Source organism: Marinococcus halophilus (assembly GCF_002265875.1).
Classification (GTDB): Bacteria; Bacillota; Bacilli; order Bacillales; family Marinococcaceae; genus Marinococcus; species Marinococcus halophilus.
Map to the genome: position 1 here is coordinate 103,370 of NZ_NPFA01000009.1, position 13,209 is coordinate 116,578.

16 protein-coding genes are annotated in these 13,209 nt (G+C 47.1%); 7 read left to right on the forward strand and 9 right to left on the reverse strand.

Features of this window, described 5'->3' with window-relative positions:
• Positions 1-2: 2 nt before the first annotated feature.
• From CHL76_RS10805 to CHL76_RS10815, 3 genes are all read right to left on the reverse strand, one after another.
• On the reverse strand, positions 3-1,187 hold the full coding sequence (locus tag CHL76_RS10805) for a DUF58 domain-containing protein (protein WP_094908554.1): 1,185 nt from the start codon (positions 1,185-1,187) through the stop codon (positions 3-5).
• Positions 1,184-2,143 (reverse strand): AAA family ATPase, encoded by a 960-nt coding sequence (locus CHL76_RS10810; RefSeq protein WP_094908588.1) that lies wholly within the window; start codon positions 2,141-2,143, stop codon positions 1,184-1,186. The genes CHL76_RS10805 and CHL76_RS10810 overlap by 4 nt, the downstream gene beginning before the upstream one ends.
• Positions 2,144-2,235: 92 nt before the next feature.
• Positions 2,236-2,685 carry an Lrp/AsnC family transcriptional regulator gene (locus tag CHL76_RS10815; RefSeq protein ID WP_094908555.1) on the reverse strand — a complete coding sequence of 150 codons (450 nt, stop codon included), beginning with the start codon at positions 2,683-2,685 and terminating at the stop codon, positions 2,236-2,238.
• A gap of 153 nt (positions 2,686-2,838) precedes the next feature.
• On the opposite strand from CHL76_RS10815, the gene CHL76_RS10820 reads away from it, so the two are divergent.
• Positions 2,839-3,474: a YitT family protein gene (locus CHL76_RS10820; protein WP_233133368.1), complete on the forward strand. Its 636-nt coding sequence runs from the start codon at positions 2,839-2,841 to the stop codon at positions 3,472-3,474.
• A gap of 33 nt (positions 3,475-3,507) precedes the next feature.
• Here CHL76_RS10820 and CHL76_RS10825 read toward each other — a convergent pair whose 3' ends face one another.
• Positions 3,508-4,080: a Fic/DOC family protein gene (locus CHL76_RS10825; RefSeq protein ID WP_094908556.1), complete on the reverse strand. Its 573-nt coding sequence runs from the start codon at positions 4,078-4,080 to the stop codon at positions 3,508-3,510.
• Between the two features lies 1 nt (position 4,081).
• Positions 4,082-4,288 (reverse strand): hypothetical protein, encoded by a 207-nt coding sequence (locus CHL76_RS10830; protein WP_079474196.1) that lies wholly within the window; start codon positions 4,286-4,288, stop codon positions 4,082-4,084.
• 240 nt (positions 4,289-4,528) lie between these two features.
• Here CHL76_RS10830 and CHL76_RS10835 point away from each other — a divergent pair, with 240 nt between their 5' ends.
• From CHL76_RS10835 to CHL76_RS10850, 4 genes are all read left to right on the forward strand, one after another.
• Positions 4,529-5,437: a VOC family protein gene (locus CHL76_RS10835; protein ID WP_094908557.1), complete on the forward strand. Its 909-nt coding sequence runs from the start codon at positions 4,529-4,531 to the stop codon at positions 5,435-5,437.
• 223 nt (positions 5,438-5,660) lie between these two features.
• The gene (locus tag CHL76_RS10840) at positions 5,661-6,701 is read left to right on the forward strand and encodes a FecCD family ABC transporter permease (RefSeq protein ID WP_094908558.1); all 1,041 of its coding nucleotides are present in this window, start codon (positions 5,661-5,663) and stop codon (positions 6,699-6,701) included.
• Entirely contained in the window at positions 6,702-7,736 is a 1,035-nt protein-coding gene (locus tag CHL76_RS10845) for a FecCD family ABC transporter permease (RefSeq protein ID WP_079474193.1), read from the forward strand.
• 29 nt (positions 7,737-7,765) lie between these two features.
• The gene (locus tag CHL76_RS10850; protein WP_094908559.1) at positions 7,766-8,575 is read left to right on the forward strand and encodes an ABC transporter ATP-binding protein; all 810 of its coding nucleotides are present in this window, start codon (positions 7,766-7,768) and stop codon (positions 8,573-8,575) included.
• Between the two features lie 33 nt (positions 8,576-8,608).
• Here the strand turns inward: CHL76_RS10850 and CHL76_RS10855 are convergent, their stop codons facing one another.
• The 4 genes from CHL76_RS10855 to CHL76_RS10870 all read right to left on the reverse strand — a co-directional run bounded on the left by CHL76_RS10855 (position 8,609) and on the right by CHL76_RS10870 (position 10,857).
• On the reverse strand, positions 8,609-9,082 hold the full coding sequence (locus CHL76_RS10855) for a GNAT family N-acetyltransferase (RefSeq protein ID WP_079474192.1): 474 nt from the start codon (positions 9,080-9,082) through the stop codon (positions 8,609-8,611).
• Entirely contained in the window at positions 9,079-9,927 is an 849-nt protein-coding gene (locus CHL76_RS10860; protein WP_094908560.1) for a phosphotransferase family protein, read from the reverse strand. The genes CHL76_RS10855 and CHL76_RS10860 overlap by 4 nt, the downstream gene beginning before the upstream one ends.
• Before the next feature lie 125 nt (positions 9,928-10,052).
• Entirely contained in the window at positions 10,053-10,361 is a 309-nt protein-coding gene (locus tag CHL76_RS10865; RefSeq protein WP_079474190.1) for a hypothetical protein, read from the reverse strand.
• Positions 10,362-10,548: 187 nt separating this feature from the next.
• Positions 10,549-10,857: a hypothetical protein gene (locus tag CHL76_RS10870; protein WP_094908561.1), complete on the reverse strand. Its 309-nt coding sequence runs from the start codon at positions 10,855-10,857 to the stop codon at positions 10,549-10,551.
• A gap of 209 nt (positions 10,858-11,066) precedes the next feature.
• On the opposite strand from CHL76_RS10870, the gene CHL76_RS10875 reads away from it, so the two are divergent.
• Together CHL76_RS10875 and CHL76_RS10880 are read left to right on the forward strand one after the other, a co-directional pair.
• Positions 11,067-12,071, forward strand: coding sequence for an acyltransferase family protein (locus CHL76_RS10875; protein ID WP_094908562.1), 1,005 nt, complete (start codon positions 11,067-11,069; stop codon positions 12,069-12,071).
• Between the two features lie 101 nt (positions 12,072-12,172).
• A complete protein-coding gene (locus tag CHL76_RS10880) occupies positions 12,173-13,165 on the forward strand; it encodes an alpha/beta hydrolase fold domain-containing protein (RefSeq protein ID WP_094908563.1) in 993 nt (330 codons plus the stop codon).
• Positions 13,166-13,209: the final 44 nt, after the last annotated feature.

Genomic DNA, 13,209 nt, shown 5'->3' on the forward strand with positions numbered 1-13,209 from the left:
CTCTATAGCACCTCAAAGCCAGCATCCCCCGGCTGAACATAGTAAATATGAATATTGGCATGCCGCAGCGCTTCCACACTTTCACGGCGGGAGAACCCGCTTTCGTCAGGAAGCAGTGCTACAATAATTGAACGCTTTTGCCCGGCCCACTGCTTTAACTCTTTGATTCTAGTATTAGTTAGTACCGGGGTCACGTAAATTAACGCTTCAAGCCCCGGGGCTTTTCTTAAAAACGGCGAAGCTTCCGTTTCTGGAATCAACTCCACATACGCCAGGCCTTGATAAATACGCTGGAAATGCTCCTTCGAGGTGTCTGGCTGCTGCAGGGGCTGTTCGGAAGCCGTGACCCCGTAACCAACGGGCATCTTCGTTTGGTAGGCGTATTCGGTTAACGAAGCAGCAAATTCCACCGCTGCTTCAAATGGCTCAGCAGACATATCAGCTGCATTTTCAAGCAGCAGAAAATAACCCTCTCCTTTTTCAGCTTCAAATTCTTTTGTAACAAGTTTTCCAGCTCGGGCTGTCACTTTCCAGTCAATATTGGCCATCCGGTCCCCGGGTGTATAATCTCTGACCCCTGCCACGTTGACAGATTCGTTTTTTATCCGCTGCGAAAGCGATACTGATTCTGAAGAATTGTCTGCCGCCGTATTCCAGTTTGCCAGCTTTCTCATTCTTGGAAGTACTACTACCGTCGAAGACACCGAAATGTCATAGTCTTTTTCTACAAAGCCAAACAAGTCGCCGGAACGGACTTGGAGATAGTCGATGCTGTGCTTTCCCCGTCTTCTTCCCCTCAGGCTGTACGAATAGGATACCCGCTTTTGAAAAAAAGGAAAAACCAGAGTTTCAGCTGACGCTTCCCAATCCCGGACTCCATATGGCTGATGATCCCGAATTTTTACATACATCAGCGGAAGCGGAATTCTTTTCTCTAACGTCACTACAGCCTCTGTGTGCCCGTTAAATGAAAGCATCTCAGCACCGAGCCTGCGCTCAGCCTTTAAAGAACGGAGGGGATAAACTAATAATAACAATTGCATCACTGCAAGGGTCGTTACACTGTAGAACAAAAACCAGCTGACAAACCCCCCTTGAAACATGGCGTAAATAAATAATACAGCTAATGCAGCCACAACAGCTGCCAGCTGCATTACTTTTCTGCCAATTCGCAAAAACCGTTTCATGGCCGTACCGCCGAATCACTGTCCGAGGAAGGCACGCGAAGACTTGATAAGATATCTCTCACCACGCTCTCCCCGTCTTTGTCCGCCATCTGCTGATCTGTCTGCAGAATGAGACGGTGCCCCATTACAAAGGGAGCAAGATACTTTACATCATCGGGTGTCACGTAGTCTCTTCCCCTCACAAAAGCATACGCCTGTGATACCTTCATCAGCGCAATGGAACCCCTCGGACTTACACCAAGATAAATATCGCGGTGGTTTCTGCTTTCCCGCACGATAGAGACAATGTACTGTTTCACCGAATGATCCACATGTACATCTTTCACGAGTTCCTGAGCCTTCAAGACATCTTCAAGGCTCATAACAGAGGAGAGCTCGTCAATCGGATGTGTAAATTCCACCCGTTCGAGCACTTTGATTTCTTGTTCTTCTGTCGGGTAACCGAGGCGCAGCTTAAAGAGGAAGCGGTCGAGCTGCGCTTCCGGAAGAGGATACGTCCCCCCGTATTCCACAGGATTCTGTGTCGCCATCACGAAAAATAAACGCTCAAGTTTTCGCGTCTCCCCGTCCACCGTCACGCTTTTTTCCTCCAGAGCCTCCAGCAGAGCCGACTGTGTTTTTGGAGAGGTACGGTTAATTTCGTCTGCCAGCAGAACGTTTCCCATTAAAGGGCCGGGGCGGAATTCAAACTCCATCGTCCGCTGATTGTATATAGAAACGCCTGTAACGTCTGACGGGAGAAGATCCGGAGTGAATTGTATTCGTTTAAAACTAGCGCCAATGGACCTGGCAATTGCCCGTACCATCATCGTCTTTCCCACGCCGGGGACATCTTCAAGCAGAATATGCCCGCCGGCCAGGAGTGCAGTCAGGCTCAATTCAATCTCAGCTTTTTTTCCGACTACAACCTGCTGCACGTTTTCGATGACACGCTGCAACGCTTCACGTTCGTTCACCAATATCTTTCTCCCCCTATTATTGTATATACTCTCGCTCTATAATTCATATTAATCTTATCACAATTACTCTGTCCGCGGAAGAAAACCGGCTACTCCTCCTCCCGGTGTTCAGGCAGTATTTTTCTGCGTTCAACCGGTGATTTCAGTACGATCGATGTATTAATGTTTCCATAGGAAATCAGGGTATCGACCAGCTCCCTTAAGCTTTCCATCCCCTCTACTGCCGCTTTAATAAAATAGCTGACCTCGCCGGTCACACGGTGACACTCAAGCACGCGGGTATCCTCTGCGATCATTTTTTCAAAATGCTGAATGGTGTCCTTCAGTTCGCTTACCTGAATCATGAGCAGCGTGTCCCGACCTACAGCAGCCGGCGGAACCACGGCACTAAACTGATCAATAATTCCTTTTTCCTGCAGCCTTATCATTCGTTCTGACACGCTTGGACGGCTTAAATTTAATTTTTTGGATAAATCACTTACGGATATTCTCCCATCCTCCTGGAGGATCTCAAGCATGCTTACATCAATTCGATCCATCTAAACGCACTTCACCTTTCTTATTGAATATAAATAACCAAATATGTATTCATTTTTATTAATATACGGATGATTCTCCTTCATATAATCATTCACTCGCTCCTTATTATTCCTTATAATTAAAGTAACCTATTGTTGAAGGAGAGACGACCGTTGATAAACATAACCAATCTACTACAAGTCCTCGCCGGATGTTTGTTAGCTGCCTTCGGCATTATTCTGCTTCAGCACGCTGATTTAGTCACAGGAGGCACCGCAGGCCTGGCGCTTGGATTAACGTATTTACTCCCGCTATCTTTTTCAGCCGTGTTCTTTTTGATTAACCTGCCTTTTTACGTGTTTTCTATCGTGCATATGGGGTGGAAGTTCACGTTGAATACGATCGCCGCCGTGTCTCTGCTTTCCGCTCTTACAAGCCTTGATTATTTTCTTCCTGCTTTCAGTATACACCCTGCTGCCGGAGCCATTTTCGGCGGTATCAGCATAGGAGCAGGCATTTCGATTTTATTTATGAATAACACCTCGCTTGGAGGCGCGAACATACTCGCTTTATTCCTTCAGCGGCGTCTCCAGTGGAACCCCGGTAAAGTCAATTTATCTTTTGATGTAATTGCTGTAGCTGTAGGACTCGCTTCTGTCGGCTTAATCACAGGCGCTTACTCCACGCTTTCCATTATAGCCACCGCTTTTGTCCTCAGTACAGCTAAAGGAAAAATTGCCGCTTCGCGGCCCCTTGCAAGCCCGAAGCCACGTTCTTCACGACAGGGCGGTTTAATTGAAAAGCAATAAGCCAAAAGCAGCTTCCCATGGGAGGCTGCTTTTTCAGCTTTCGATCAACCCTTCCACCAGTGCTCCAGCGGCTTTATTTTCATCGTCATCCACGGAGGCTTCAAACAGTCTTTTCTGTTGAACAGGGGTATAGTTCATATCGTAGCCGTGGTGCCAGGCAAGCTGGCGAATAAACTCCCGCTGCATTCTACCGTTCCCCTCCCGAAATGGATGAATGTGGTTAAGGTCATTGTAGATTGGGGCAAAGGCTTCGGCAAAAGCTTCCCTTTCTGCATACGTTTTTTGATTTTTTTCCTGGACAGACTCCTTGAGGTGGCGCAGGCCCCGGTCAATAAACGCTGCGGGCAGAAAGGATGTTCTTCCTTTAGCAAGATCCACCGTACGGAACTCTCCTGCCCAGGCGTATACATCGGAAAACAGCCGACGGTGAATACGCCGTATATGCTCTTCATCGAAGGATCCCAGCACTTTTTTTGCCGTCATCATCTGCTGCAGACGGTACGTAGTAATAATCTGTTCGATTTTCTCTGCTTTGGCTTTTTCCCGAAAATTCATCTTGTTCACAAGCACGCCGCTGTCCCCATACGTATAATAGGATTCACCCATATTATAAACGCCCTTCCGCTACAAAAGCTGTCACTTCTTTAATAGTCATTTCCCCGTCGCGGAGCTTACGCACGGCTTCGATGTCTTTTTCTGAAAAAATAAACCCTTCAATTTCTGCAGAAACAATCGCGTTCTTAAGCTCCCTTTCTTCGGGCGTACCAGAAAAATTGTACCTGTCGACTGCTGATAAACTGCTTTTCTCGTTCATCCCTCTGCCCCCTTGCCTGTAATAAAAGTGTTTTTGTTTTCTTCTCGTTCCCCCCCCACTCTCTCCTGCCCGGGATAAAAGAAACTCTTTATTATACCTTTTGCAGAAATGGTGCTCATTAGTATCATTTAGGGTACTATACCACTTTAAAGTGGGCACTTCCATTCCCACCCTTCTTCCCAGTATGATGAAACTGAGACCTACTTTCGTTCTATCCTAAAAATTAAAGGAGAATGCAGCATGACTAATGTAATTGATACCGATTTTTCTCTCGGGCCCGTGCAGCTTAGAGTACAGAATATCGACCGGGCAGCTGCCTATTATGAGCATGTAATCGGCCTAAGGTTACTCGGGCGTTCATCTTCCGCTGCCGTGCTCGGCGTGCCATCGGATGGGCTCCCGCTCGTGATGCTGCGGAAAGTGGAAGGTTCCATTACCCCTCCGCGCACTTATGCCGGCCTGTATCACTTTGCTGTACTGCTTCCGGACCGCGCCTCCATGGGAGCTTTCATACACCATCTCCACGATGTGGGCGAACATTTCGGAGCTGCCGACCACAGTGTCAGTGAGGCCCTTTATCTGACTGATCCGGACGGCAACGGCATCGAGGTTTATCGTGACCGGGCACGGGAGGAATGGAAATATGATGCTGACGGGTTCGTGCACATGACGGTAGACCCCCTGCACGAACATCAGCTGCTCCAGGAGGGAGAAGGGATAAAGTGGCACGGAGTTCCATCCGGCACGAAAATGGGCCATGTTCATCTGCACGTCCACGACATGGAAGAGGCTTATCATTTTTATGTTAACGGGCTTGGATTTGAATTAACTGCTGATCCGAAGAAATTTCCTGCTTTTTTTATAGCCGCCGGCGGCTATCACCATCACATTGGGCTCAACCCATGGGCCGGAAGACAGGCCCCTAAAGCTTCCATACAAAACACGGGACTTGACATGTACACGATTATGCTTTCCTCTGCCCCCGCTCTCGAACCCGTCGCCGAACGGTTGGAAGCAGCCGGCTATTCATTTCACCGCGAAGAAAATGCTTTTTATGTCAACGATCCCTCAGGTATTGTCATCTGCGTAACCGCAAATTCTCCGGATACTGTCCTGCCTGCTGAACAGATGAGCCGGCTGGCTGAATAAAAGTTTAATTCACATAATTATTTAGATTTTAAATAAGATAATTGGAAGAAATAAAACTCATACAAATCCGGACTCTATTCGATTGGAAAGAGTCTGGATTTTTGTATTGCCGCTGCTTATACAGGAAAACATGGACAGAAAGAAATACAGCTGATATGATAAGTATTGATTGATAATGATTATCACTACAGAATGATTTTTTAGTGCTGAAAGAGGATATAACATGCGTCAACAAACAGAACCGTCCACCTATAAAGACGATATTACTTCACGTCCTATAACAGCTGTTCTAATGTTTATTATCGGCCTTCCTATACTGGGCTTTATATTTTTACTTTCAATTTCTGTAGGCGCAGCAGATGTGGAGCTTGGGACTGTTTGGAACGCCTTGTTTCATTACGACGCTTCCATAAATGACCATGTTGTTATACGCGAGCTGCGTCTCCCCAGAGCTATTGCAGATGTTATTGTTGGTGCCTGCTTTGCCGTAGCCGGCGCTATTATGCAGGGAATGACAAGAAATCCTCTGGCAGAATCCGGGATTCTCGGCATCAACGCAGGTTCGATTTTCATGGTAGCGATCTGCTTTGCATTTTTGCCGGGTCTTTCTTATAATCTGTTGATTGTCTTTTCGTTTTTGGGAGCGGCAATCAGCATGGGGCTGATCTTTGGCATCGCCTCACTTTCGCGCATCGGCTTAACTCCGCTTCGCATGGTGCTTGCCGGGGCCGCAATCAATGCTCTGTTTACTGCGCTAAGCGAAGGTATCGCCATTCACTTTGATCTCAGCCAGGACATTGCCTTTTGGTATGCCGGCGGGCTTTCCGGCGTCCGGTGGGAGCAGCTGCTCCCCGCCCTGCCATGGATGGGAGGGGCGCTTTTGTTTGCGGTCGCCCTTTCGCGGTCCGTTACTATTTTAAGCCTTGGGGACGACATTGCTTCAGGACTGGGGCAGCGTGTTGGCTTGATTAAATTACTCTGCACGCTTGCCGTTCTGTTTCTCGCCGGTATTGCAGTCTCTATTGCCGGTCCCATCGGATTTGTCGGCCTGGTTATCCCTCACGTCGTCCGTTTTTTTGTAGGGGTCGACTACAGGGCTATCATTCCGTGCTCCATTGTGACAGGCGGCATTTTCATGTCGCTTGCCGATATCGGCGCCCGGATCATTAATCCGCCATATGAAACCCCTCTCGGCTCTCTTTTTGCTCTTATCGGCGTACCATTCTTTTTATACATCGCCCGCCGCGAGAGGAGGGAGCTCTAAATGCATTCTATATTTTCAGGCGAGTGGGAACGCAAGCGCCGCAGACGGCGCATTTTCGTGTTCAGTTCGCTTGCTGTTCTAATATTTACCGTGCTGCTGTTCAGCATGAATTCCGGAGTAACCCCGTTAGGGCCGCTCGAAGTATTAAAGACGCTGTTTGGGTTCGGCAACAGTAACCAAAGTCTCGTGTTATTTCAATTCCGCCTCCCCCGGATTGTTATCGCGCTGCTTGTCGGCGCCGCTCTAGCCGTTTCGGGATGCGTACTGCAGGGAATTTCCCGTAACAGCCTGGCGGACCCGGGCATTCTCGGTATTACTACCGGGGCAGGATTATTCGTTGTTTTGTATATTTCATTTTTCAGTACTGTTAGTGCCGCTTCTCCGTATCTGCTGCCGGTATTCGCACTCATTGGCGGGCTGCTTGCTGCAGCGCTAATTTATATTCTTGCTTATGACCGGCAGCTCGGGCTTGTGCCAATGAGAATGATACTGACCGGCATTGCAGTAGCCGCCGGGCTTAATGCCCTAATGACCGTCCTGATGCTGCGTCTGCAGCCGGAGCAGTTTGACTTTGTGGCTATATGGCTGGCGGGAAGAATCTACGGTTCCACCTGGCCTTATGTATATTCGTTTCTTCCCTGGTTTATTATTTTGTCGGTTTTTATTTATTACCGGTGGCGGGCTCTCGATACGCTTACATTCGGCGAACAGATGGCGAAGGGGCTTGGCCTTCGGGTGGAAAAAGAACGCCTTCTGCTCACCTTCGCCTCTGTAGCGCTTGCAGCCTCGGCAGTTTCTATCAGCGGCGGCATCGGCTTTGTCGGGCTGATTGCTCCACATATAGCACGGAGACTGGTCGGCCCCAACCATGCGCTGGCCCTGCCTGCTTCAGCCCTCCTGGGAGGGCTTCTGCTCCTGTTTGCAGACACGCTCGGCCGGACTATTATTCAACCGTCAGAGATTCACGCGGGAATTGTTGTGGCCGTTATCGGCGCTCCTTATTTTCTATACCTGCTTGCCAGAAGCAATGTCTAACTTTATCACCCTGAAAGGATGTTTATGCGATGATCGAAACAGATCAACTCCATATTGGTTATGATCAGCAGACAATCGTAAACGATTTAAATATTGAGATTCATTCTGGTAAAATTACCGCGCTTGTCGGCGCGAACGGTTCCGGAAAGTCTACCATTTTAAAAGCTCTGTCACGACTGATGAAGCCTTCAAAAGGCGTCGTTTACTTAAACGGCAGCTCTATTCACAGCCAAAAAACAAAGGAGCTTGCCAAGCAGATGGCCATTCTTCCCCAAAATCCAGAAGCGCCTCAGGGTTTAACTGTTACGGAGCTTGTAACATATGGACGTGCTCCCCATCAGCGTGGCTTTGGCTCGTTAAAAGCCCACGACAAAGAAATGATTGGCTGGGCCATCGAAATTACTGGCATGCGGGAGTTTGCCAATCGCCCGATTGACCATTTATCCGGCGGGCAACGCCAGCGGGCGTGGATTGCCATGGCACTGGCACAGGAAACCGAGACCCTATTTTTGGATGAGCCCACGACTTTTCTTGATATGGCCCATCAGATGGAAGTGCTGAACATCCTTGAAAAACTGAACGTACAGGAGCACCGGACGATCGTAATGGTCGTGCACGACCTGAATCATGCCAGCCGCTATGCCCATCATATTGTTGCCATTAAACATGGCAACGTCGTAAAAACGGGTACTCCCCACGAAGTGATGGAAGCAGGCATTATTGAAAAAGTATTTGGCATTAAAAGCGATATTATTAAAGACCCCCGTTCGGGCATGCCTCTCTGCCTACCGTATAATCTTTGTGAAGAGCAGGCCGCTTCTCCAATATTTGGATCTTAAAAAGAGAGCCGCATCATGCGCGGCTCTCTTTTGCTATAACCATTTTCTTAAATGCCATTCATCACGGATGGTTATTCCGTTTACTCCAACGAGCGGAATAGACGGTTTATCCTCTCTTGCTTTTCTGGCAGCATCCACGTGCACGCTCGCCAGCTGAAAGCCCCGGCGCCGGTAAAAACGCAGAGCATATTCATTTTCGTTAGTAATTACAACCCGCAGGTCTTCTACTCCTTTCTTTTTCAAATATTCTTCTGTATGCATAAGCAAGTGACTAGCATACCCTTGTTTTTCAATTATGCTGTCCAGAGATACAATTAAGCCGATGCTGCCTTCGTATGTATAAGTAACCGCCGCAGTAATTACACCATCCTCCTGGATACAAAATCCTTCAAGCTCCGGCAATACATACGTCTGGTTATTAACATGCATCTCATTTGTGTCCCAGCAGGTGGCAAAGAAATCTTTTTTCTTCTGCCAGCCAATTTCTTTCATTGGTTGAATATTCAAAGCGGTCCCCCCTTTTCCCAGCTACTGTGCAAAGTCCATTCGAGCCTTTTTATCCACCTGCGCTGAATAGCTTTTGGAGAATGTTTTACTCTGCCGAGCGCCCGGTAAATCACCACAAGACTATAAGCTTTAATATTAGCGTCCGTAATTTCCACCGGACGGATGCTTCCATAGGCCTTCAAAAAGATACGGCGGAGTTCATGGTACTTTTTTGGGGCATGAAAAGCTGCGTTCCACAACGCCCAGCTAATGTCTACCATTGGATCATTCCACCCTGCCCATTCCCAATCAATCAGGATTATATTTCCTTTTTTATTCAGAATTACGTTATGCGGGCCGGCGTCACCGTGAATAAATGTCGTTCCCACCGGCGTACGCGCCTCCCAAATATCTACAGCCTTATCGTGCATTTCCTCCGGCACAAAAGTCTCTCTTCCCCGACGAAGAGGCGCTGCATTCCGGTCATATTCCCGAATATTTCCCGGCCGGCTGTGTACTTTCGAAGCAAGCGTGACAGCAAGTTTTTTATAAGCTTCGGACCAGTAGGATGATTGCGAATTCAATTGGGAAACATTTTCTCCCTCATGATAGCTTTGCATAAACGAAAAATAATCACCGAGCTGCAAACGGCCGGCTGGTGCCGGCAAGAAGGAAGAACCACGCAGCTCTTCAAGCACCTCGTACTCCCGGCGCAGATAGCCGCTTCTCCCCTTTTCAATTTTCAATACGCGCTGGCCAGACGGTTGGGTGATTAAAAAAGTATGATGGCTAAATCCTCCCGTTAATCGCACGCTTGTAAACGGCCCAATGATTTTTTCCCATTCTTTTTTGACATCTATCAGCATCTTCCATCTTCCATTCTGTTTCTATGTGTTCTGCTCTGTTCTTTCCCGTTTGGGCTCTTTCGGAACCTGTTTTTTGGCAGGTTAGGTCAAAAAAGAACCCGGGACCGTCTCCCGGATTCCACTGTTTAGCTGCCTACAAGCTTTAATGCTTCTTCACCCTTAATACTGACACTTACTTTCCCGTCGCTTTTTAACACTCTGGTAATGTTTGCTTTGCCCACCCGTGCACTGTTTCGTTCGGTGTAAAAAATCATGCTGCGCACATCACAGTTTTCGTGCATTTCTTCAAACAGCCCGATATGATGCGGATTCTCGAGTTCTACATACCATACTTCTGCCGGTTCATAATCATATACCGTTAAAAGTCCTTTATCGAACGTCAATGGTGTGTGCGAATGTTCAAACTTCAGTCTCGTCAAGCGATACTCTTTCACCGGTAACGCCCCCCCTTAATGAGATCTAAAGACTTCCAAGCCGGTTCTGTATTTTATTTTTCCTAATACTTTTCCCTATTTTCACACATTTTAAAAGTAATTTAAAGCGCTTGCATTTTATTCGCTTGCTCTACGGGGGCATTAGCCAATCTAGACGCTCGTTCAGCTGCTGCAGATTTCCCTAATACTATTTGGCCCCCACCAGACGCAGCTCTCCTTCTCCCTTAAAGCTCGCGCTGACTCCCGAGCTGCTTTCTGTTATTCTTGTAATTTTGGCATAACCGATTCTTGCACTGTGGCCATCTGTAAAAAACGTAACTTCCTCTTCCTGGTTACTTTTCTTCCATTCGTGAAATACTTCCACCTCGGATGGCTGTTCAATTTCTGCGTACCATAGGCTCGCTTCATCGTTATAAACGGTCAGAGAGCCGCGCGAAATACTGATCGTTTTTCCCGGGCTTTCGAGTTTTATTTTAGTCAGGCGATATTCCTGCATGAGGATAGGCCCCTTTCTGTGTTTATTTACAGTATTGTTTTATTTTATCGTATACAATAACAATATACAGGGTATATAAAATAGAGTGCTTTTCTCCTAAAAGCATTTTATTTTTTTACACACGACTGCGATAGTTCTCACTTTTTCTTCATGATATGCTTTATTCTCAGCAGCCTCAGCACTAAAATTAACAGTTGACGCAGGTGATAATGATGAATCAGCACTTTGAATGGGTCAATGTCGCTAAAGGACTCGGCATTATTCTCGTTGTCCTTGGCCATGCTCCCATTGATGATATTTTGCGGCAGTATATTTTTGCCTTCCATATGCCTTTATTTTTTCTTTTATCCGGCGTGACCTTTAAAGGCAGCTATACAGATCTTCGGCCAGTTGATTTCGCCCGGAAAAAAGGTCGTTCACTGCTTATTCCGTATTTCTCTTTCTCCATTATTACATATGCCTTCTGGTTTTTCCTGGAGCGCCCTCTTCTGGGCAAAGATGACATCGACGCTGCTATCCCCGCTCTTGGCATTTTTTATTCTGCCGGAGACAACTATCTGCTTACCTATAACCCGGCTATCTGGTTTTTAACCTGCCTGTTTGTGGTAGAAATCAGCTTTTATCTGCTTCTAAAATACGTGCCGTGGCATAGTGTCCGTATTGCAGGTATTGCCGCTATTGCAGTGGCAGGATATTTTTCCACGCGCTGGTTTGACTCCATGCTTCCCTGGAGTATCCAAGTAGCTACCGTTGCCTTATTGTTTTTTGGCCTTGGATTTTTGTTAAAAGCCCGGACAAAAATATTTGAGTATGCCTTCGGCTGGGTGGCAGCTATCGCCTCTCTTGGCTTGATTTACCCGCTCATTCAATTTACGAACCGCATCGACATGCGTTCGGGAGAGTATGAATCTATCCCTATTTTCATATCTACTTCCCTGCTTGGTATCGCGGGCATTTTATTTTTGAGTTTTCGCTTGGAGGGGAAAAGCCGCATCCTCAGTTATTTAGGGCAGAATTCATTGATTATTTTCGCTCTTCATTTTATGATCTTTGCTATCATCCGGATTACGCTTCAGTACGGCTTTGGTATTGAAGGTAACCCTATGGAATTCACTTCCTTATGGGGAATTATGTTTACAGCAGCTACGCTTTTAATCAGCGTGCCATTTGTGTATTTCATCAAAAACAAAGCCCCGTTTCTTATCGGCAAGTAGGTATTCACTAACGTTTGTGCCGATAACTGTAAACAATCTGGCGCCTGTGTTAAGATGAAACGTATTGATTCCCACGAAGAAATATTAAGGAAGGTCGGTGCATGAAAAGACAAACACCAAAGAGAAAACTACACTACTGGATTTTGAGTCTTTTGGGTCTTTTCGCTGCAGGATTTTCTGCGTTTATTCTTTATACAAGCTGGCATGAAGACCGCCCGGTGATATCTGTCGTGAAAAGCTTCGCTGACGGCCCGGAAGAAAACGCCAAAGACGGTCCCTATCCGGACAGGCCGGCGTATCAGCTTCCTGAAGATATTGATGTTCGTTATGATTATGAAAAAATGTCACTAAACGGCATGAACAGCTATGTTTTAAAAAACGAAAGTGCCGCTGAAAGGAAAATCATTTATTTGCATGGCGGCGGCTACGTCAGCCAGCCTAACCCCCGTCATTTTCAGTGGCTCGCGGGGGTCCAGGGACGTACCGATAGTACGGCAATACTTCCTGTCTATCCTAAAGCTCCTCAGCATCAGTATGAAGAAGCCTTTGATAAACTGGTCCCTCTCTATGAACAGACTCTGAAAACCACAGAAGCTGAAAATATTGTTATTATGGGGGATTCTGCCGGCGGCGGCCTCGCGCTAGCACTCGCGCAGGAGCTAAACCGCCAGAACATTGCCCAGCCTGGAGATATTATCATGCTTTCTCCGTGGCTCGATGTTAGTATGACCAATCCCGGTATCCAGGATTTAACTTCTGTGGATCCTTTTCTTGATTTGGAATGGCTGCTGAATGCCGGTTCTTCTTATGCAGGGGATGCCGATTTGAGAAACCCAATGGTGAGCCCGATTTACGGAGATATGACCGGGCTTGGAGATATGACCCTGATTATAGGCACCCACGAATTATTCCTTGCGGACGCCCGGAAGTTTTCTGAAATAACCGATGAAAAGGGAATCCCCATTAACTATTATGAGTATCCGGAAATGCCTCATGTGTTTCAGCTGCAGAATACTGAGGAGGGCCGCCGGGCCACGCAGCAGGTCGTTAACATTATTAACGATGAAGCAGGCGATACCTCTACCACGGATTAAGGTGGAGGTTTTTTTGCTGTAGAGAAATTTTGCCCAGCAAAAAA